We start from the raw sequence: 20,403 nt of genomic DNA on the forward strand, positions 1-20,403 counted from the left end.
CGACCTGATTCCCAACCTGGTCGAAACGGCCAAGGCCTACATGAAGCACGAGCGCGAGACGCTGGAAGCCGTGATCCAAGCGCGCAACACGGCGCAGACCGCCAGTCAGCAAGCCGCCGCCAACCCCGGCAATCCGCAAGCTATGCAAGGCCTGGGAGCGGCCGAAACGGCGCTCGCCGGCACGATGACCCGCTTCATGGCCGTGATGGAAAACTATCCCGACCTGAAAGCGAATCAAAATATGCTGGCTCTGCAAGAAGAGCTGGCCAGCACCGAAAACAAAGTGGCGTTCGCCCGCCAGGCCTACAACGACGCCGTGATGAGCTACAACACGGCACGCGAGGTATTTCCGAACAATTTCGTGGCCGGCTTCGGCGGCTTCGCGCCGGCGCAACCGTTCGAGGTGTCGGCGCCCGAACAACGCGAAGGGGTGAAAGTGCAGTTCTGAGTTGCACCACGGAGGCACGGAGGCACGGAGAAGAGAATATCCTGCGCCCAAACGCCCCGTAGGTGAGGCTGAGCAATGGACAAACAAGCGATCGAAGAAGCACAACGCCGCCTGTCTGAATGGCTGGCCGACCTGAGCGAACTGGAGAAGGCAAAAGGGACCAAGGAACGCGGCGAAACGGATGGCATTAAGGGCCAAATTTGACGAGGTGGAGAAACAAGTAAATAAGGCGCTCGACGTAAGCCCAAGAAAACCGCGAGCCGATGGCGAAAGCAAATGACCCAGTACCAACGGCCACAATTCCGCCGACGTTGGTCTCACTAGAATTACCCGCGATTCTCGCGTGTTTGGATTTAACGGGATGGTGCCCACTTCTTCGTTCGTCATTTATCATTCTTTTCTCCGTGTCTCCGTGCCTCCGTGGTGAAATGATTCGGTAATCCGCCATGGACTTCTTCGAGCACCAGGAGCAGGCGCGGCGCAGGACTGGCTTGCTCGTCGTCTACTTCGTGCTCGCCGTTATTTCCATCATCGTCGCCGTCTATCTGGCCGTGGTGGCCGTGTTCGTCGGCACGCAGGGGGACGCGGGCGACGCGCTGTGGCAGCCCGAGGTGCTGGGGCCGGTCGCTGGCGGGACGTTGCTGGTGATCGTGGTGGGCAGCCTGTACAAAATGGCCGACTTGGCGCGCGGCGGAGAAGTCGTCGCGCGCAGCTTGGGCGGGCGGCCGGTGCTGGCCAACACGACCGAGCTGCGCGAACGCGTGCTGTTGAACGTCGTCGAGGAAATGGCGATCGCCTCGGGCACGCCTGTCCCGCCGGTGTTTCTGCTCGATCATGAATCGGCCATCAATGCCTTTGCCGCCGGCACGACGCCGCAAAACGCCGTGATCGGCGTCACGCGCGGCACGATCGAAACGCTCAAACGCGACGAGTTGCAGGGCGTGATCGCGCACGAGTTCAGCCACATCCTCAACGGCGATATGCGGTTGAACCTGCGCCTGATGGGTCTGCTCAATGGTATTTTGCTGATCGCCATGATCGGCTATGTGCTGATGCGCAGCGGCAGCACATATACCATCGGCTTCTCGCGCTCGAGCGGCGAACGCAAAGGAGGCAATCCGCTGCCGCTGTTGGGGCTGTTACTGTACATCATCGGCTACATCGGCGTTTTCTTTGGCCACCTGATCAAAAGCGCCGTGTCGCGGCAGCGAGAATACCTCGCCGATGCCTCGGCCGTGCAGTTCACGCGGCTGCCGGACGGAATCGTCGGCGCGCTCAAGAAAATCGGCGGACTGGTGCAAGGCTCGCGCCTCACGACGCCGCAGGCCGAAGAAGCGAGCCACATGTATTTCGGCAATGGGCTGGCGGCGCCGTTTCTGGAACTACTGGCGACGCATCCGCCGCTGGCGGAGCGGATCCGACGCATCGATCCATCGTTCGACGGCAAATATCCTGCGGTCGAGCTCGTCGAATATTCGGCCGCCGACGTCGTTGATCCCCAACGGTTCGCGGCGCAGCGCGAGCGACCGGCCGCGGTTCACGCGCAGGCCGCGGCGGGCGCGCAGAGTTTCGCCTTTCAACCGGCGGCGGCCGTGGCGCACGTCGGCGCGCCCCGGATCGAACATTTGGATTATGCCGCGGCGCTCGTGGCCTCGTTGCCGGCGGAGCTGGTCGACAACGTGCGCGACCCGCTGGGCGCGGTGGCCACGGTGTATGCGCTTTTGCTCGACGATCGTCGCGCCGAGATTCGTGAGAAGCAGCTTGCTTATCTGGCGACGCAAGCCGATCCGCGCGCCAACCAGGAGACGCTGCGCATCGCGCCCGCGGTCGGGCTCGTTAAGCCCGAGGCCAAGTTACCGCTGGTGAGCATGGTGCTGCCGGCCCTGAAACGGCTGTCGCCCGCCCAATTGACGGCCTTCCGCAACGACGTCGTGTTTCTCACGCGCGCGGATAACACGATCAACTTGTTCGAGTACGCGGTGCATCGCCTGGTGCTGAAACGGCTGCTGCCACGGTTGGAAGAGGCGCCGCAAGCGCGGCAAAAGTACACGTCGCTCGCCCAAGTGCTGCCGGCGTGTCGGGCCCTGCTTTCCACGCTCTCGTATGCGGGCACGCGCGATGACGCGCTAGCCGCGCGATCGTTCGCCGCTGGCGCCGAGAAGCTGGGCGCCACGCCCGTGCCGCTTGAGCTTTTGCCGCGCGCCGAATGCGGGCTGGTCGCGTTCGATCGCGCGCTCGACACGCTGGCCGGCACGGCGCCAGCGCTCAAGAAATCGGTCCTCGAAGCGTGCGCGGCGTGCATCGGGGCCGATGCCCAGGTCTCGGTCGAGGAAGGGGAGCTATTGCGCGTGATTTCGGACGCGTTTGCCTGCCCGATGCCGCCGCTGGTGAAGCTCGCCGGCGATTGACGGCCTTTCCTGTCACACCTTCGAACGCGGAGTTCGGGTGCCATGGCCACGCTGAGCACGCCGAAGGTGTGCGACAGGTTAGCCCAGGGCAACGCCCTGGGGACCAGATCGGCACAAATCAATAAAGCCCTGAAGGGGCGCCACAATCGTGCGCTGCTACGCGCTAGCTGTGCCGCCCTTACAGGGCTTGAGAACGACGATGTTCATACGGGACAAACCCAGGGCGTTGCCCTGGGCTGGCTTGTGCGACGCCTTTGGCGTCAAAGAGGAGCCGATTTCCGAAACGCCTCACGCAAGTGAGCATGGCACCCCGTTTCACTGGATAGACCACGCGGTGCGCACGAATCGACGTGTTGCTGTCGAGCGCCGCACCACGGATAATCGCGAGCCGACAACGCGCGCGGATTACGCACGAGGAGATCGAACACGATGAAAAACTTCGGCCAATATCAGGACGAGATTTACGCCGCTGGGTTGCGCGGCATTATTCCCAAGCTGCCTATCGATATTCGTGAGCTGGAACAAAAGGCCATCGAAGCCTGGCCGGACCAGATCGTTTCGTACGTGCAAGGCGGCTGCGGTGACGAGCGGACGCAGGACCTGAACGTGACGGCGTTCCAGAAATGGGGCTTCGTACCGCGGATGATGGTCGATGGCTCGAAGCGCGACCTTTCGATCGAGCTCTTTGGTATGAAGCTGCCATCGCCGATCTTCATGGCGCCGATCGGCGTGCTGGGCATTTGCTCGCAGGATGGGCATGGAGACCTGGCCACCGCGAAGGCCGCGGCCAAGACCGGCGTGCCCATGGTGGCTTCGACCTTGACGGTCGATCCGCTGGAAGCGGTGGCCAAGGAATTCGGCGGCACGCCGGGATTCTTCCAGCTCTACACGCCGTCGGATCGCGAGGTGGCGGAAAGCCTCGTCCGCCGGGCCGAGGCGGCGGGCTTCCGAGGGATCGTCGTCACGCTCGATACGTGGCTGCCCGGTTGGCGGCCGCGCGATTTGACGCGCTCCAGTTTCCCGCAGTTGCGCGGTCATTGCCTGGCGAACTATTTCACAGACCCGGTCTTCCGCTCGCGATTAACGAAGCCGATCGAAGAAGACCCTGTCGCGGCGATCATGCTGTGGACGCAGATCTTCGGCGCGGTGCTGACGTGGAAGGATTTGCCCTGGCTGCGGTCGCTGACGAAACTGCCACTGCTGTTGAAAGGAATCTGCCATCCCGAGGATGTCCGCCGGGCGATCGACGGCGGTGTCGATGGGATTTATTGCTCGACGCACGGAGGCCGGCAGGCCAACGGCGGCGTCGGTTGCCTGGACATGCTGCCGGCCGTGGTCGAGGCGGCCGGGAAAACCCCGGTGCTGTTCGACTCAGGGGTGCGGACCGGGCCGGACATTGCCAAGGCATTGGCGCTGGGGGCCACGGCCGTCGGCATCGGGCGCCCCTATGCCTGGGGACTGGCCCTGGGGGGCACCGAGGGCATCGTTCACGTGTTGCGATGCCTTCTGGCCGAGACGGATCTGCTGATGGCGATCGACGGATATCCGACGATTGCCGACCTGCGCGGGGCCGGGCTCATGAAGAGCTGAGCGGCTCAGGCGCCTGCCTTTTGGCCCCCCTTTTGGCACTCCTTTGGTCGTCTGAACATGGTGGAAATGGGAAATCGTGGGGTTATGATGGAGCCACTCCGTGGGGGAGTAGCTTAATTCGGGAAAGCGCTGGCGCTCGTTCGGGGCACCACAGATGCAGGTTCGAGCCCTGCCTCCTCCGCTTTGCGCTTGGCTCGCGCGTTCGTGTTCGACTGAATGGCGTTAGAGCCACTTTCCATCGCCCTCATCCGCGTCCGCATACCGATGAGGGGGCTGTAAAATCCGTTCGGCGGTTCCTCGCTGAATCTGGGATAACGCCATGACAATTAAAGAAGAATGCATTTACGAGTGCGGCCCGTACCACGGCTTCCACGGCCGCGCCGAGTATGACCGCGAAGCCGATATTTTCCACGGCGAAGTGCTCGGCATTCGCGACGTGGTTACGTTTCAGGCGCAGACGGTGCGGGAGCTCCATAAAGCGTTCTGCGATTCGGTTGATGATTATGTCGCCATGTGCGAAGACGAAGGGCAAACGCCCGAGAAGCCCTACTCAGGCAAGTTCCTGACGCGCGTTCCACCGGAGGTGCACAGAGATTTGGCGAGGATGGCGGCACGCGAAGGCACAAGTCTGAACCAACTCGTCGCGGACCACTTGTCGCAGGTTGTGGACCTATCGCGCGTAGCTCCCGCGGGACGCAAACGGCCTGCAAAAACCGGTATTCGGGGGCAGGCGCCGCGGAGCAAAGGGCGCCCTGCGCGGAAGCGATAGCGTTCCCCAGGGGACGTGATCTCGTGAGCGGCCGCCTTGCGGTTGAGCTTTTTCCTCATTTCCCTATACTGGCCGGTTTGATTCTGGGCCCGATTTCGGCCCTGGCAGGGGCCGCGCAGCCACCGGGCTGCGATTTCAAGATTCCCCTTCATGCTCTGGCGTAACCCGAAGAATCGTCGGGCGCCAGCGGCAGCTCGCGGGGAATCGTATTTTTGGGTAGCTCCCGAGAGGATGGATATTCGATGGCTGATCTGATTGGCGTGCACGGTGGTTTGAAGGAGCCGGTCAATCGCACGGTGCCGGCCGGCGAAGTGGATTCGTTCAAGGCGCACGCCGCGAACCTGACGAAGGTGCCGGTCTCGGACGCCGACCTTTCGACGGTCTATCGTTTTGGCGATGGGGCCCTGAGCCCGCTTGTCGGCCCGATGGACTCGGCCACTTATAACCAGGTGCTCGAGAAGGGCTACATCATCCACGAGGGAGAGAAGTACGCCTGGACGATTCCGCTGTCGTTTCCCGTGACCAAGGACCTGGCCGCCAAGCTATCGACCGGTCAGCAGGTGGCGCTCGTGAACTCGGCCGGCCAGGTCGTGGCCACGCTCGACATCAGCGACGTCTTCGAATGGGACAAGGCGAAATACATCAAGAGCGTGTACCTCACCGAGCGCACCGATCACCCGGGCGCCGACATGGTGCTGAAAGGTGACGCCGACAAGACGCACTTGATTGGCGGCACGATTCGCGTGTTGCCGCAGCCGAAGAATGCGAAGTTCGGCAAGTACGTCCTCAGCCCGCGCGAAGTGCGCGACTTGTTGGCCAAGAAGGGGTGGAACCGGGTCGTGGCGTTTCAGACGCGCAACCCGCTGCACCGGGCCCACGAATACGCGCTTGTGTACGGTCTGGAGACCTTGCTGCGGGCCGGCCACAACGCGGGGGCTTGCTTGAACCCGCTGATCGGCGAGACCAAGGGAGACGACGTGCCGGCCGACGTGCGCATGCTCACTTACGAAGCCCTGATCGACAAGCGCGGTCTGGGCGAAGGGGACAGCGACAAGTCGCTGTGGGGGCCGCGTAACGAGAGCGTGCCCGACCGCGTCATCCTGCTGGGCCTGGACATCAAGATGTTCTATGGCGGGCCGAAGGAAGCGGTGATGCACTCGATCTACCGGCAGAACTACGGCTTCACCGATATCGTGATCGGCCGTAAGCATGCCGACGCTCCGTACGCCGACGGCACGGCGATCTGGGGCGATTTCGACGCGCAGGAAATCTTCAACAAGCTCGGCGGCGATCTGCGCATCAAGCCGGTCTGCGTCGGCTTCGCGGCCTACTACGACTCGGTGGGCCGCGTCGACTTGATGGAAAAGCACCCGGACGAAAAGCCGGTGTTCATCTCGGGCAAGGACGTGCGCAAGACCCTCTTGGAAGGCAAGACGGTCGACCCGCGGATCATGCGCGAGAGCACGTCGAAGATTCTGGCCGCGGCGATGTCGGCCGTGAAATAGCCGACTGGTTCGGCAGCGTGAGATTTGCCACCGAGCACACCGAGGACACAGAGCTGAGAAAATGTGGGGGGTGAAGGATTGCCTTCCGTCCCTCTCGGTTGCCCTCGGTGTGCTTGGTGGCTCTGTTTCTGCCTTGGTAGCCTTCGCGCCGGGGGATCGGGGGCTAGCACGCGCTGCGCGCTGGCTTGTCCGCGGGCTCGGCTCTATGATCGAGGGATGGACCCGGCGTGCTCGGTTGTGCGCCGGTCGCGGTCTCGTTCGTCGGCGGGAGCAAGGGCCATGGAGAAGCTCAGGCGGCAGGTGCGCATCGCGCGGCGCCGGTTGGCTTTGCAGCGGTTGCTGCGCGTCTTGCCGTGGTGCTTGTTCGCCACGCTGGTGGTGGCTGCCCTTCTGGTGGCGATCGATAAGTACTATCCGCTCGGCCTCGTGCCTTGGGCCTGGCCGGCCTTGGCGGTAGCAGCGGGCGTCGCCGGCGCGGCGCTTTTGACCTGGCTGCACGGTCAATCCGAGCTGGATGCGGCCATCGAGATCGATCGGCGTTTCGGGCTCGCCGAGCGTGTCTCGAGCGCGTATGCGCTGCGCGAGGCGGATCGCGACACGGCGATGGGCGAGGCTCTGGTGGCGGACGCTCTGCGGGCGATCGCGCGTGTGGACGTGGCGCCGGCATTTCGCTTGTCGCTGTCTCGGGCGGCGCTCTTGCCGCTGTTGCCCGCGGCGGCCGTGTTTCTGCTGTCGGTGTTCCTCAATCCCACCGGCGAAACGGCCACGGCAACCACCACGCTTTCGGAACAGAAGCTGGAAGTGAAAAAGGCGGCCGAAGTCGCCCACAAGAAAATCGCCGAGCGGCTGAAAGAGGCGCGGGAACAGGATCTGAAAGAGGTCGAAGCCCTCACCAAGCTGGAAGCCGGCCTGAAAGAGCTGGCCAAGGGGGACGAGGATCGGCGGCAGGCGATGGTCAAGCTGAACGATCTGAACAAAGAGCTGGCCGAGCGCCGCGAACAACTACGCGGCAACGAGCGCTTGCAGGAACAAATGCAGCAGCTCAAGAACCTCGCCAAGGGGCCGGCCGATCGACTGGCCGAGGCGCTCAAGGAAGGGGATTTGCAAGAAGCGGCCCGCGAGTTGGCCGCCCTGCAGGAGAAGTTGAAGGCAGGCGAGCTCGACGAGCAAAACCTGGCTGACCTGGCGCAACAGCTTGCCGCGATGGAGCAAAAGCTGAAGAGCGCCGCCGAAAAGCAGGGCGAGATGGCCAAGGAGCTGAAGCGCCAGATCGCCGAAAAGCGTGCCGCGGGCCAGTCGCAGGAGGCCGAGCAACTGGAGAAGAAGCTTGCCCGGCTGGAGCAGAGGGCGCCGCAAATGGAGAAGCTGTCGCAACTGGCTACGAAAATGGGTCAATGTGCATCGTGCATGAAGCAGGGAGACAAAGAATCCGCGGCGGCGGCGCTCGCCGAGATGCAGGCCGAGCTTTCGGAGCTCGCCAAGGGAGAGGCGGAAGGCGCGCTGTTGGACGACGCGCTCGACGAGCTGGCCGACGCGAAAGCCGGACTGTCTGATGCCGAAGCTGAGAACGAAGGAAATCCATTCGGCGGCGGCGGTCGCCAACGACGCGAGCGCCGCGGTCTGGAGCCGGGACGCGGACACCTGGATGCCGACGGCCCCGAGGGCGAAATCGAAGGGGGACTTTACGATACGAAAGTGCGTCAGAAAGTCGGTCGCGGCTCGGTGAACGTCACCGGTCAGCTCGGAGGGCCGAACGCCAAGGGACGCGTCGAGCAGGAAATCCAAGCGCAATTCCAGGCCGCGCGCAGTAGCGGCGCCGATCCGCTGGCCGACACCCATATGCCGCGCGGTTATCGCGAGCACGCGCGCACGTATTTTGATGTTCTGCGCGAAGGGGACAAAGGCAAGTAGCGCGCCGAGTGAGGCCGGCGCGAATTGGGCCGTACCACAAGAAGGCAAAACGAATACGTTCGCAGATTACACAGATTCCGCAGAGGGTCGAGAGTGGCCCACGACGTGTTTAAGGAACCTGCGTCAATCTGTGAAATCCGCGGAGGAATTCCTGCGTCTCCGCGTGCTGTGAGGGCAGGCTTTATCTTGGAAATAGCGGCCCGCGTGGCACTTTGGGCCGGTTATTCCGCGCCCGTGGACGGGCCGTGGTACAGACTTCGGCTGCCGGGTTGTTCCCAAATCCGGCGCGCACGCCTATCGTAGAATTACCGGGTTCGCCGGTGTGCATCTCTCGCCTTCAGGGCATTTCCACGCGTCGTTTCGCTTTATGATTTCGGCGACCATTCTCAGCTTGGTAGTGCTCGGCGCGCCCGGCGCTACCCCTGCGCCGGCCAAGGCCAAACCGCAGGTCGTCGAGGAGAAATACCCCTCCGGCGCCATGAAAGCCCGGCGGCAGGTCAAGAAGAACGCCCGCGGCGAGGACGTCGAACACGGCCTGGTCGAGACCTATTACGAAAAAGGCCCGATTGCCAGCCGCTACGTCTATCACGACGGGCAACGCGACGGGCCCTGGACGACCTGGTACGAATCGGGACAGAAAAAGGGAGAAGGAACCTACAAGCACGATCGTAAGGAAGGGCCCGAAACGCTGTACCACTCCAACGGGCAGAAAAAGCACGAAGCCACGTTCGTCGCCGACTCGAAGGACGGGAAATACACGTCCTGGCATCCGTCGGGACACAAGGCGATCGAACAAACCTATGTCAATGGCGAGACGCACGGCATGCGACGCCGCTGGTACAGCGACGGAACCCCGCAGGAAGAAACGAAGTATGTCCACGGGGTGAAGCAAGGCACTGCGGTCCTCTATCACCGCAGCAAGCACAAATCGCTCGAAGTCGAGTATCTCGACGGCACTAAGCACGGCCACTACGCCGAGTGGTACGCCGATGGCCGCCCCAAGCACGACCGTACGTATAAGGATGGAGCCATCGACGGCGAGTACACCGAGTGGCACCCGGACGGCAGCCTGAAAACCAAAGGACACTACGTCGAGGGGACGCGCGACGGCGAGTGGAAAGAATGGTGGCCCGACGACGCTGACCATCATCCCAAGGTCGAAGCGGAATACGACAAGGGCGATCTTGTCGGTCTGCATCAAACGTGGTACCGCAACGGCCAGCGGCAGACCTACGAAACCTTCGTCGCCGGCGACCGAGAGGGCCTGGCCATCGATTGGTATGAAAACGGAAATAAGAAGGCCGAAGGCCTGTTCGAAGGCGACGCCCCCAACGGCCGTTTCATGATGTGGTTCGAATCGGGCGCGCCCAAGTCCGTGACCGAATTCCGCATGGGACGCCGCCACGGCGACGCCTACGAATGGTCCGAAGCGGGCGACGTGATCTCGGCCGATCATTTCGATTGAGGCCGGTCACAGTAGCTCCGTTGCGGGCAAACGGGACTACAGCGCGACAAGGCGGCCGTCCCAGCGCTACGGCGCCAACAGCAGCCGGCCGGGCACCTGCAGGTAGCCTTTCACTTCGTTCAAGAACCGCGCGGCCACGGCGCCGTCGACCAGGCGATGGTCGTAAGAAAGGCTCAGCGGCATCATCAGGCGGACTTTGATCTCGTCGTTGTCCATCACCACCGGCAGCTTGCGCGAGCGGCCCAGGAGCAGCACCGCCACCTCGGGATGGTTGATGATCGGCGTGGAATAGGTGCCGCCGACCGCGCCCAGGTTGCTGATCGTGAACGTGCCGCCGCGGAGATCGTCGACGGCGAACTGATTGTCGCGCCCCTTGTTGGCCACGTCGTTCAGGGCCTGGGCGATTTGTGGGATCGTGAGCTGATCGACTTCGCGCACCACCGGCACGACCAGCCCACGCTCGGTGTCGACGGCCACGCCAAGGTTCACATACTCCTTGTAGACGATCTGGTTGTTCTCCAGGTCCAAAGAGGCGTTCAACAGCGGATGCAGCTTGAGCGACTGGGCGACCGCCTTCATGACGAAGGCCATCATCGTCAGCTTGATATCCGAACCGACGTAATCGGCGACGCTCCCTTTGCGAATTCGTTCGAGCTCCGTGATATCCGCGTCGTCGAAGTTCGTGACGTGCGGAATCGTCGCATGCGAATGCGCCATGTTGGCGGCAATCGTCTTGCGGATTCTCGTCAGCGGCTGCTTGCGGATGCAACCGTAGGAATCCTGATCCTCGACGCCGTCGGGCATGTTCTGCCGGTTGGGCGTGACCTTCAGAATCGGCGACGAATGCCGCACCGCCGAAACGATGTCTTCGCGCGTGATCCGTCCGCCAGGGCCCGAGCCGGTAACGCGGCGCAGATCCACACCCAGCTCGCGCGCCAGCCGCCGCGTCGACGGGCCGGCCGGCGAGGTGACGGCGCCGGCGTCGGCCGCCTCGTGCGCGGTATGCGCAGGGGCTCCGCCATTCTGCGGCGGCGCGGGGGCGGGCTTGGCCGGCGCGGGTTTCGCTGCCGCCGGCTTCGGCGCCGCGGCCTTGGGTGCCGGAGCCGGCTGGTCGTCTTCCTCGGGCTCTTCGGCCGGCGCGGCCTTGGCGGCCGGCGGAGCTTTGGCGGGGGCCGCGGCTTTCGCGCCGCCGTCCTTCGCGGGCGCCGCCGCGCCGTCACCGGCGCCAGCCGCGGCTTCGATCGACAAGAGCAACGTGCCGATCGGCACGGTCTGCCCCGGCTGCACATGAATCTTCGAAACGCGGCCGGCGTGCGGGCAGGGGATCTCGACCGTGGCCTTGTCGGTTTCCAGTTCGATGACGTTCTGGTTGGCCTGGATCGTGTCCCCCTCGTGAACGAGCACGCTCAATACGTCGCCCGATTCGACATTTTCGCCCAGGTCCGGCAGTTTGAATTCAATCGCCATCGGCGTTTTCGTTTCCTTGGCAGCTAGGTTTTCGAATGTGCGGTTCTTGAAATCTTGCGCGAGAGTGTCCCTGGTAGCTTGCCTACCAGTGCCCTACGCGATTTCCTGCACTGCTGGGCGAGCCAGCAGTGGCACCCAAATTCATCGGACGGGCGCAGCTCCCCCGGTATTTACCCCTATTAAGCTTAGGCCGTCCAGGGGTCGACTTTTTCGGGATCGATGCCCAGGTCGCGGATGCTTTGGGCCACCAGGTTTTTGTCGACCTGGCCCCGTTCGGCCAACTGGTTGAGCGTGGCCACGGTCACCAGCTCGGCATCGATCTCGAAATGCCGCCGCAACGCGGCGCGATCGGCACTGCGCCCCAGCCCGTCGGTCCCCAGTGCGTACAGTCCGCCCGGCACCCAGGGATCGATCTGCTCGGCCACGGCCCGCACGTAGTCGCTCGTGGCGATGAACGGACCTTGCACGCCGTCGAGCACGTTTTCCAAGTAGCTGCGTCGCGGTGTTTCGGTCGGGTGCAGCAGGTTCCAGCGGCGGGCTTCTTGCGCCTCGGTGCGCAGTTGCTTGTAACTGGTCACGCTCCAGGCCGTGCTCGAAATGTCGTATTTCTCGGCCAGGATCGTCTGGGCCCGCAACGCCTCGCGCAAAATCGAGCCGCTGCCGAAGAGCTGCACGTGCGGGCGGTTATTGCCCACGTCCTTCGTCGATACCCGGTACATGCCGCGGATGATGCCTTCTTCGCACCCTTCGGGCATGTTGGGCATCAGGTAGTTTTCGTTGGCGATCGTGATGTAGTAGAGCGCATCGTGCCGCTCTTCGTACATGTGCCGCATGCCGTCGAGCACGATGTACGCCGTTTCGTAGGCATAGGCCGGGTCGTAGCAGCGCACCGTGGGATAGGCCATGGCGAAGAGGTGCGTGTGGCCGTCCTGATGCTGCAGGCCCTCGCCGTTGAGCGTGGTGCGCCCGGCGGTGCCTCCCATCATGAAACCCTTGGCGCGCTGATCGGCGGCGGCCCAGATCAAGTCGCCGATGCGCTGGAAACCGAACATCGAATAGAAGATGAAGAACGGAATCATGTTGATTCCGTGCGTGCTGTAGGCGGTGCCGGCGGCGATGAACGACGACATCGAGCCCGCCTCGGTGATCCCCTCTTCCAGGATCTGGCCGTCCTTTGCCTCGCGGTAGTAGAGCACGGTTTCCGAATCGACCGGCTCGTACAACTGGCCCGTGTGGGCGTAAATGCCGCACTGCCGGAACAGCGATTCCATGCCGAAGGTGCGCGACTCGTCGGGCACGATCGGCACGATCAGCTTGCCGATCTCCTTGTGCCGCAGCAATCGGCCGAACATGCGGACGAACGCCATGGTGGTCGAAACTTCGCGGTCGCCGCTCGATTCGAACGATTCGGGAAATTCATGCTTCTGCGGGATCGTCAGCGGCGGCTGCTCGGTCTTGCGCGCCGGCACGTAACCGCCCAACTCCTTGCGACGCTCGCGCAGGTACTGCATCTCGGGGCTGTCGGCCGGCGGAATGTAGAACGGCGCCTTCGAGACTTCTTCGTCCGAAATGGGAATGCCGAAGCGGGTGCGGAACTCGCGCAGCTCGACTTCGTTGAGCTTCTTCTGCTGGTGCGTGACGTTGCGCCCTTCGCCGGCCTCGCCCAGGCCGTACCCCTTGATCGTCTTGGCGAGGATCACCGTGGGCTTGCCTTTGACTTCCATCATGGCCGAGTAAGCGGCGTAGACCTTTTCGGGGTCGTGCCCGCCGCGGCGCAAACGCTTCAGCTTTTCGTCCGACAGGTGCGCGACCATCTCTTCCAGCTCGGGATACTTGCCGAAGAAATGCTCGCGGATGTAGCTGCCCGGACTGACGATGTACTTTTGATACTCGCCGTCGACGACTTCGCCCATGCGCTGCACGAGCAGGCCCGTTTCATCGCGCGAGAGCAACTGATCCCAGTCGTCGCCCCAGATGACTTTGATGACGTTCCAGCCGGCGCCGCGGAAGGCGCCTTCCAGCTCTTGAATGACCTTGCCGTTGCCGCGGACCGGACCGTCCAAACGTTGCAAGTTGCAGTTGATGACGAACGTGAGGTTGTCGAGTTTCTCGCGCGAGGCCAGCGTGATCGCGCCCAGCGACTCGGGCTCGTCGCTTTCGCCGTCGCCCATGAAGCACCACACGCGCGAGTCGCTGGTGTCCTTGATGCCGCGGTCCATCAGGTACTTGTTGAAGCGGGCCTGATAGATGGCCATGATCGGCCCCAAGCCCATCGACACCGTGGGGAATTGCCAGAAGTTGGGCATCAGCCACGGGTGCGGATAGCTCGACAGGCCGCCGCCGGGAGCCAGCTCTTGGCGGAAGTTGGCCAGTTGCTGCTCGGTGAGCCGGCCTTCCAAAAGCGCTCGCGCGTAAATGCCGGGCGAGGCGTGCCCCTGGAAATAAATCTGGTCGGTGGCGCGGAAGAAGTGGTTGAACGCCACCTCATACAGCGTGGCGGCCGAGGCGTAGGTCGAGATATGGCCGCCGATGCCCGGATGGTCGCGATTGGCGCGCACCACCATCGCCATGGCGTTCCAGCGGATGATGCTCTTGATCCGCCGCTCGATCTCGCGATTGCCGGGGTACACCGGCTGGCGGTCGGCGGGGATGGTGTTGATGTAGGGGGTCGTATGCGAAAACGGCAGCTCGACGCCGTGCCGATAGGCGGTCTCGTCCAGGACCTTGAGCAGGTAGCGGACGCGCTCGGGCCCCTTGGTCGAGAGGACGTATTGCAGGGATTCGAGCCATTCGGCCGTTTCGGCCGGATCGACGTCGTTGCCCGTGGAATTGACGATTTCTGCCTGAGCCATGAAGCCGACCTCCGTGGGAGCACGGACCCGACGGATCCGCGATCCTCGTTTCGTTCCTAAAATCTTAGGCCATCATTCGTTCGGACTATTCCGCCCAGGCCATTTCTGGTGCTTGAGCGGAGGCCGATGGGGGCGGGCGATGACGGGCCTTAACCGAGGGCGCGGCGCGACACGTGCAGGCTGCGAAATCTCCTTCGATCGAAAGGTGTTGCGCTCGACGATCCGCATCCATTATCGGAACAGGCCCCCCCGGCGTAAAGCCCATCGCCCCGGGGGAGGCAGCGCAGCACGACGTTCGGACGCGGCGGGCGAAATGCGAGATAAAAGCCTGTTTAGCTCGCCCCGCGGCGCGCGGCAAGTATCCGGCTTACGATTTCGCAAGGCGGCCGGCGTGATGGCAGGGTGATCGCCGTGACGATCGGCCGCCACGCGGGCGACCCCAATTGGGCCGCGCTCACTTCTCGACCAGCGACCGCAGCCGCTGGAGGTTGATCACGTCGAGCTCGACGCCGTGTTTCTGGCCCTTGGGCGTTTCCAGGTACATCGGCACCTTGCGAAAACGCGGATCGTTCAGGAGAAAGCGAAACGGCTCGAGGCCCAGGTGCCCTTCGCCGATCTGCTCGTGCCGGTCGACGCGCGAGCCCAACTCGCGCTTGCTGTCGTTGAGGTGAAAGGCCTTCACCTGTTTCACGCCGACCGTCTTGTCGAGCGCGGCCATGGTGGCCCGATAATCCTTTTGCGTGCCCAGCGGGTAGCCGGCGGCCAGTGTGTGGCAGGTGTCGATGCACACGCCCAGCCGGTCGGGGTCGCGCACGCCGTCGAGGATCGTGGCCAGGTGCTCGAACTTCCAGCCCAGGTTCGAACCCTGCCCGGCGGTGTTTTCCAGCAAACACTGGCTCGTGATGTCAGGCGTTTGTGCGTGTACTTCATCGAGGGCTTGAATGATGCGCTTCAGTCCCGTCTCATCGTCCGAGGTTGTCGAAGCGCCGGGGTGCGTGACGACGTAGGGAATGCCCAGCAGGTGGGCGCGGCGTAGCTCCTCGGCAAAAGCGTCGATCGATTTCTGCCACAGCGTATCGTCCGGGCTGGCCAGGTTGATCAGGTACGAATCGTGCGCGATGGGGTGCGTGATCTTCAATTCGCGCAAAGCGTCGCGAAACCGCGCGACGTCGTCGGCGGTGATGGGCTTGGCCCGCCATTGGTTGTTGTTCTTCGTGAACAACTGCACGCAATCGCAACCGCAGCGCGCGGCAATCTCGACGGCCTTGTAATAGCCGCCGGCAATCGACATATGGGCACCCAGAATCGGCATGCCGCGAGGGTAGCAGCTAACCGCCACGGCGCGGAGGGGTTATACCCCTAGTCGCGACGCGTGCGGTCCGCCTCCGCCCACAAGACGCCTCAATTCCCCTTCCGTTACAACGAAACCATGACGAAGCGTCTTGCGAGCTTCTACCCGCATTGCGTTTTCGGGTGACAGGGTCTTCTCTTCATGATTCTTCATTAGGCACCGATTTGTGCGAGCCAATCTCGCATGCTCATGCCAAGTCGCTCGACGTCTTCGGCCTCCAGATAGCCACTGTGCATAATGATATTGCGAGACAATTCAACCGTTTTGAAGATATTCTTCACCCAATCAATCGATTGCACGATTGGTAGAAATACGTCCTGATTCGTGGTGAAGATTGCCGACAGATCCTCAATGTCCGTGTATTCAAGTAGGGATGACCCTCGCTTCGCGTGCCAGCGAATCTTGTTTTCCTCGTCTCGTCGGCTTTCAGCCTTTTGGCGGCGCTTCTCGGGTACACACTTCGTCCACCAGTCATCGCCTATTTCTTCAAGCAGGCGTTTTTCGACAAATGCACGCACCGAGTTTTCAAAAGCCGTAATCGCTGAGAATACTACCGCCATCTCCTTGGCTCGTTGAACAATCTGCTCTTCGAGAAGGTCGAACGGAAGACGCGTCGCCACCGCGCCGATGCTATCCGCTTCGGACTTCATTTGGCGGCTTGCTAATCGCACTGCCGTCTTGGTGAGCATTCCCCGGTACATAAACGCGTAGAGAGAATCGTCTTTCATGCAAGATGCCTGCGAAGGCTAGAGAAGAGGGCATCGTAAACCGCTTGATCCCGCGACTCTGGCAGAACGATTTGGATGTTGTAATGCAACTGCAATGGTGCGCTGCTGAGCGGCGCTGCTGGTACTTCTGGCGGCTTTTTATCCTCTTCAGGCGGCGGTTGCTTCTGGTCCTTTGGTTTGCGCGACCAATCGGCAAGACCACAGAGTGTGTAAAACGTGTTTGCCATCCAATTGATCACGTTATCCGACTTTTGGCCTTGTGTTAGAGTCTTGAATTTCCCTCGCACTTCTTCAACTTCGAGCGTTTGCGCAGCGCGATTTATGGCAAACAAATCTGCGTAAGCATCTTCGATAGCTTCGGCAAGCACCGCCGCAGATTGCGCTTGATCTAGAAAGTTGAAATACCTCTGCTGCGGAACACCATTATCGTCCAAAAAGCCCAGCCCCTTAAGCACACCGATATAAAGTCGATCGTTGCTGCTGCTGAATTCCAAGTCTTTGAGAAATCTGGTCGTGAATCGCTCGGGCGCCTTAGCCGTGCGGAGCGCATTAAAGAACTCTTCGGCGTTCCCCGTTTTCACCAGGTAGTTGGTCATCAAGCCCATACCGACCTCACGAATAAGTAAATGTGCGTTGGTAACATCCTAACGCTTGTGCGCCTGGGGTCAAACACCCACGGCGTCCATACTTGCACCCACGCAACACACGCACCACGGCACAGGCCCAACCCTCTCGCCACGCACGACATCTCAACCTAGGCCAGCCTGCCGCTAGCGCAGCGCAATCTTTCGTGCCTAGCTCGATCGCGTGTCTCCAGCGCATGCGCCCACAAAGTCAACATGCGTAATGTGGTGCGTCTCAATTAACGAGTCTTCGCTTCGTTCTCGCTTGACAGGCGCTCGAAAAAGAATCGAGCGAAATGTTTGTCTCGCAGTTGACGAGTCGAAGTAAGGATGGTTCGATCCTGGTGTGTTTACATCATGCGAACGGAGAGCCCACAAATGCCGTCATTAAGCAGGCCATTGATTCGAACGGCGATTGAGTACGACTGCCGTGGTCGCCGTGTCGTTAAGCACTTCGACGATTGCGACGCCGCACGTCGCTTCTTCGTGGCCAAGGATCGACAGGGCAAGCGCCCTCGCCTTATCATACTCTAGCTCGTGAGAACCCCCGGTAGGGGTCAAAACAATTGACCCGCCCAGCGCGCAGATCGGCGAAAAGTGCGGTCGTTTCGCTGGGTCTGGTGCCTGATGGTGACGCCCTACGTCGGCTAACCGCCACAGTGCGCAGGGGCGGGAACGGCGCTAATTTGTCTCGAAACGCCTGTGCATTGCGGCGGCTAAGAGCACGAGCCAGCGGCCGTGCTTTTCCGCGCGAGCCGACAAGGATGCTCACAACGCGGCTGCGACGCGCGGCGGCCTACCGACCTTTCGAAACCGGTTCGAGCGAGTCGGCCTTGGCCGTCGATTCGGCGTGCGACGGCTTGTGCTCGGCCAGGAAGGCGTTGACCGCTTGGATATAGCGGCGACCGGCGGCCGTGCGCGGCTTTACCAGGTTGTAGTACGCGATGTAGTAGAGGGCCATGATGCCATCGCGCATGCCGATCTTCTTCCCCTCTTCGTACGTGCGCCCGTAGTAAGAAATCGGCACCTCGTACGTGCGGGCGTGCGTCTTACACACCATGGCCGTGATCTCGACCTCCATGCCGAAGCCTTTGCTCGTCAGCGTCAGCGGCTTGATTACGCCCGTGCGAAAGGCTTTGTAGCAGGTTTCGATATCGGTCATGTTGCGGTTGGTCAGCACGTTGGAAAGGAACGTCAAGCCGCGATTCGCCAGGTAGTGGTAGAAATACAGCACGCGCGATGCCTTGCGAACCATGAAGCGGCTGCCGTACACCACGTCGGCCTGCCCTTGGAGAATGGGAGCCAGGACGTCGGGGATCTCGGCCGGGTCGTACTCGAGATCGGCGTCCTGCACGATCACGATGTCGCCGCTGGCTTCGGAGATCGCCCGGGCTATGGCGCTGGTCTTGCCCATGTTGCGCGGTTGGCAAATCAAATGCACGCGCGGATCGGTCTCGACGAACCCCCACACGATCTCGGCCGTTCGATCGGTGGATCCGTCGTCGACGACGACGATCTCGGCAAGGTCGACGGGCAATCCAAGCAGGCTCCGCAGGATGGTCGCGATCGTACTTTCTTCGTTGTACGCGGCAATAACGACCGAGACGCGTTGCTTGGCGGCCGATGCACACGGATCATGGTGCGCGGCCATCGATGGCGATCCTTGGTGAGCGGTTGAGCGGTTTGCGGCGATAGCCAATCGCGCGAAGAGGATCGCGCGAATCCTTGCAGATTGGCCCCGATTTGCCAATTGTCGCCAACGAGTAAGCCGATTTCAACTCGCGCCGCCTGGATTCGAGGCGTCGTCACGGGCCGGGAAATCCCGCCTAATCGCTTCAATCGGCACCATGGGGAAGGTGTTGCCAGCGAGCGCACTGTAAGGTGCTCGGCTACGCTGATCGACGGCGCTGATCGACGGCCCCTGCGAATTGCAACGTTTCGCGGGCGGCCTCCAGGAGACCTGCAAAGTTGAGATTCTGCGCGCGGATCTTCTGTAGCGGGCCTCTGTGCGGCCGGGAGTTCACGTGCGGCCTCCGGGGGTCACAGACCCCGGCCACAGACTTTGCACTTCTCCTGGGGCGGCCTCGACCATCGAATCATAACCGGAGCGGCGAGCGTTTGGGGGCGGTCGCGGAAATCGCCTGCAAGTCGTGTGCGATGTACATGCGCCGCAGCCACAGCGGATGCGAAAACAATGAGTAGCGCTGCACGCCGCGCCACCGGTCGATCTTCACGTCCTCAGTGGCGTCATTAAACTCGTCAATCGCTAGAAGCTCGCCGGCAAAACGGTGGTTGATGTCCGAATCCACGTCATCGAAGTACATGAAGACACGCCGCAAGTTTCTACGATTGAGGCTTGACAGAATAGCAAGCGCGTGTCGTGTGGACGAGTAGTAGTCCAAATCGTAGGCAATAAAACCCACGGTCGGATGGCTGGAATTAATGAATTCGGGCACGGTCGTTGCCACATTGCCCAAGACGAGCTCCGTGCGGTCCGTGAGCTTGGCTTTCAGCGCATCCACGTCCATCGGATAGTCGCAGGGTGTCCAGAAATCAGGGTGGTCGCGATAGTCACCGCAGGACTCTGGCAGGCCGCCGCCGCTGTCAAAACCGAAGACCTTGATTCGCACCCCCGTTTCAATTTCCACGTCACGGGCGCATCGCTCGAGCGCTAGCAGTCCAGCGCCCGAAGCCACGCCGAACTCGATGACGGAGATTTCTGACACGCCCTCCACCTTAGCCTGCTGGGCCCCCCGGTACACACCCAGCAGATAGTGCGGGCGCTCCGCGATGTTCCAGCGAACGCGCGTCATGGCCGTTGTGCGCACGTGCCGCAACACTTGCTGCGCCGCGAGCGTGAAGGGAGGTGTCTCGGCGACCTTGTTGACCCACGCCTTGATCTTCGAGAATGCAGCGTTCATCGGGCACCTCGCCGTTCGTAAGTGTCATCACGGGACTAGTCCTGCGTGGTCGGACTTCGCCGCGATGATTGCCGAGACGATGAGCCCATTGCGCCGAACTCCACGCCGAACATCGTCTTGTTGGTCGTCAAGCGCGCCCATGCTCAACTATGCTCAACTCCCTCTGCTTGAATTGCAACAGATGCGGGGCGCTCAATCTTATCTGCAGTCCGGTCCCTGAGCCAACCGGAGCGCGGGCTCTCATCCGGTTTCCGGTTGACGATCCCGGCCGAGTCGTCAACCTTTTTCGCAGCGTGCGGGCACCGCTTTCGCAGCGTGCGGGCACGGCAATCGGCAAGCCCGAAGAATTGATGTGCCCACGAATG

General features: G+C 62.1%; 15 protein-coding genes and 1 tRNA gene. 9 read left to right on the forward strand and 7 right to left on the reverse strand.

Annotated features, from left to right (window positions below; genetic code table 11):
* The 9 genes from VHD36_10310 to VHD36_10350 all read left to right on the forward strand — a co-directional run.
* A partial coding sequence (locus VHD36_10310) for a LemA family protein (GenBank protein HVU87704.1) occupies positions 1–448 on the forward strand: 448 nt, incomplete at its 5' end.
* Positions 449–523: 75 nt separating this feature from the next.
* A complete protein-coding gene (locus VHD36_10315; protein HVU87705.1) occupies positions 524–652 on the forward strand; it encodes a hypothetical protein in 129 nt (42 codons plus the stop codon).
* Positions 653–894: 242 nt separating this feature from the next.
* Entirely contained in the window at positions 895–2,856 is a 1,962-nt protein-coding gene (locus tag VHD36_10320) for a M48 family metallopeptidase (GenBank protein ID HVU87706.1), read from the forward strand.
* A 429-nt stretch (positions 2,857–3,285) separates the two neighbouring features.
* A complete protein-coding gene (locus tag VHD36_10325; GenBank protein ID HVU87707.1) occupies positions 3,286–4,446 on the forward strand; it encodes an alpha-hydroxy-acid oxidizing protein in 1,161 nt (386 codons plus the stop codon).
* 102 nt (positions 4,447–4,548) lie between these two features.
* A tRNA-Pro gene (locus tag VHD36_10330) sits at positions 4,549–4,627 on the forward strand.
* A gap of 138 nt (positions 4,628–4,765) precedes the next feature.
* Positions 4,766–5,215: a type II toxin-antitoxin system HicB family antitoxin gene (locus tag VHD36_10335; GenBank protein ID HVU87708.1), complete on the forward strand. Its 450-nt coding sequence runs from the start codon at positions 4,766–4,768 to the stop codon at positions 5,213–5,215.
* 242 nt (positions 5,216–5,457) lie between these two features.
* A complete protein-coding gene (locus tag VHD36_10340) occupies positions 5,458–6,720 on the forward strand; it encodes a hypothetical protein (protein HVU87709.1) in 1,263 nt (420 codons plus the stop codon).
* 279 nt (positions 6,721–6,999) lie between these two features.
* Positions 7,000–8,631, forward strand: a complete 1,632-nt coding sequence (locus VHD36_10345) for a hypothetical protein (GenBank protein ID HVU87710.1) — start codon at positions 7,000–7,002, stop codon at positions 8,629–8,631.
* A 367-nt stretch (positions 8,632–8,998) separates the two neighbouring features.
* Positions 8,999–10,096 carry a toxin-antitoxin system YwqK family antitoxin gene (locus tag VHD36_10350; protein ID HVU87711.1) on the forward strand — a complete coding sequence of 366 codons (1,098 nt, stop codon included), beginning with the start codon at positions 8,999–9,001 and terminating at the stop codon, positions 10,094–10,096.
* A gap of 66 nt (positions 10,097–10,162) precedes the next feature.
* Here the strand turns inward: VHD36_10350 and VHD36_10355 are convergent, their stop codons facing one another.
* The 7 genes from VHD36_10355 to VHD36_10385 all read right to left on the reverse strand — a co-directional run bounded on the left by VHD36_10355 (position 10,163) and on the right by VHD36_10385 (position 20,038).
* The gene (locus tag VHD36_10355) at positions 10,163–11,563 is read right to left on the reverse strand and encodes a 2-oxo acid dehydrogenase subunit E2 (protein ID HVU87712.1); all 1,401 of its coding nucleotides are present in this window, start codon (positions 11,561–11,563) and stop codon (positions 10,163–10,165) included.
* Positions 11,564–11,748: 185 nt separating this feature from the next.
* Positions 11,749–14,415, reverse strand: a complete 2,667-nt coding sequence (gene aceE, locus VHD36_10360) for a pyruvate dehydrogenase (acetyl-transferring), homodimeric type (protein HVU87713.1) — start codon at positions 14,413–14,415, stop codon at positions 11,749–11,751.
* 454 nt (positions 14,416–14,869) lie between these two features.
* Positions 14,870–15,727 carry a deoxyribonuclease IV gene (locus VHD36_10365; protein HVU87714.1) on the reverse strand — a complete coding sequence of 286 codons (858 nt, stop codon included), beginning with the start codon at positions 15,725–15,727 and terminating at the stop codon, positions 14,870–14,872.
* A 191-nt stretch (positions 15,728–15,918) separates the two neighbouring features.
* Positions 15,919–16,494 (reverse strand): Swt1 family HEPN domain-containing protein, encoded by a 576-nt coding sequence (locus VHD36_10370; protein HVU87715.1) that lies wholly within the window; start codon positions 16,492–16,494, stop codon positions 15,919–15,921.
* Entirely contained in the window at positions 16,491–17,090 is a 600-nt protein-coding gene (locus VHD36_10375) for a DUF5343 domain-containing protein (GenBank protein ID HVU87716.1), read from the reverse strand. Before VHD36_10375 ends, VHD36_10370 begins: the two co-directional genes overlap by 4 nt.
* 823 nt (positions 17,091–17,913) lie before the next feature.
* A complete protein-coding gene (locus tag VHD36_10380) occupies positions 17,914–18,768 on the reverse strand; it encodes a glycosyltransferase family 2 protein (GenBank protein ID HVU87717.1) in 855 nt (284 codons plus the stop codon).
* Positions 18,769–19,213: 445 nt separating this feature from the next.
* Positions 19,214–20,038, reverse strand: coding sequence for a hypothetical protein (locus tag VHD36_10385; GenBank protein ID HVU87718.1), 825 nt, complete (start codon positions 20,036–20,038; stop codon positions 19,214–19,216).
* Between the last annotated feature and the right edge of the window lie 365 nt (positions 20,039–20,403).

The organism is Pirellulales bacterium, from assembly GCA_035546535.1.
Classification (GTDB): domain Bacteria; phylum Planctomycetota; class Planctomycetia; order Pirellulales; family JACPPG01; genus JACPPG01.

What these genes read in the sequence shown, in the direction of transcription:
- VHD36_10340 (HVU87709.1), top strand. Translation starts at nt 5,458, where the DNA reads ATGGCTGATCTGATTGGCGTGCACGGTGGTTTGAAGGAGCCGGTCAAT.
- VHD36_10365 (HVU87714.1), bottom strand. Translation starts at nt 15,727, where the DNA reads ATGCCGATTCTGGGTGCCCATATGTCGATTGCCGGCGGCTATTACAAG.
- aceE (HVU87713.1), bottom strand. Translation starts at nt 14,415, where the DNA reads ATGGCTCAGGCAGAAATCGTCAATTCCACGGGCAACGACGTCGATCCG.
- VHD36_10315 (HVU87705.1), top strand. Translation starts at nt 524, where the DNA reads ATGGACAAACAAGCGATCGAAGAAGCACAACGCCGCCTGTCTGAATGG.
- VHD36_10335 (HVU87708.1), top strand. Translation starts at nt 4,766, where the DNA reads ATGACAATTAAAGAAGAATGCATTTACGAGTGCGGCCCGTACCACGGC.
- VHD36_10320 (HVU87706.1), top strand. Translation starts at nt 895, where the DNA reads ATGGACTTCTTCGAGCACCAGGAGCAGGCGCGGCGCAGGACTGGCTTG.
- VHD36_10355 (HVU87712.1), bottom strand. Translation starts at nt 11,563, where the DNA reads ATGGCGATTGAATTCAAACTGCCGGACCTGGGCGAAAATGTCGAATCG.
- VHD36_10370 (HVU87715.1), bottom strand. Translation starts at nt 16,494, where the DNA reads ATGAAAGACGATTCTCTCTACGCGTTTATGTACCGGGGAATGCTCACC.
- VHD36_10345 (HVU87710.1), top strand. Translation starts at nt 7,000, where the DNA reads ATGGAGAAGCTCAGGCGGCAGGTGCGCATCGCGCGGCGCCGGTTGGCT.
- VHD36_10380 (HVU87717.1), bottom strand. Translation starts at nt 18,768, where the DNA reads ATGGCCGCGCACCATGATCCGTGTGCATCGGCCGCCAAGCAACGCGTC.
- VHD36_10375 (HVU87716.1), bottom strand. Translation starts at nt 17,090, where the DNA reads ATGACCAACTACCTGGTGAAAACGGGGAACGCCGAAGAGTTCTTTAAT.
- VHD36_10385 (HVU87718.1), bottom strand. Translation starts at nt 20,038, where the DNA reads ATGAACGCTGCATTCTCGAAGATCAAGGCGTGGGTCAACAAGGTCGCC.
- VHD36_10325 (HVU87707.1), top strand. Translation starts at nt 3,286, where the DNA reads ATGAAAAACTTCGGCCAATATCAGGACGAGATTTACGCCGCTGGGTTG.
- VHD36_10350 (HVU87711.1), top strand. Translation starts at nt 8,999, where the DNA reads ATGATTTCGGCGACCATTCTCAGCTTGGTAGTGCTCGGCGCGCCCGGC.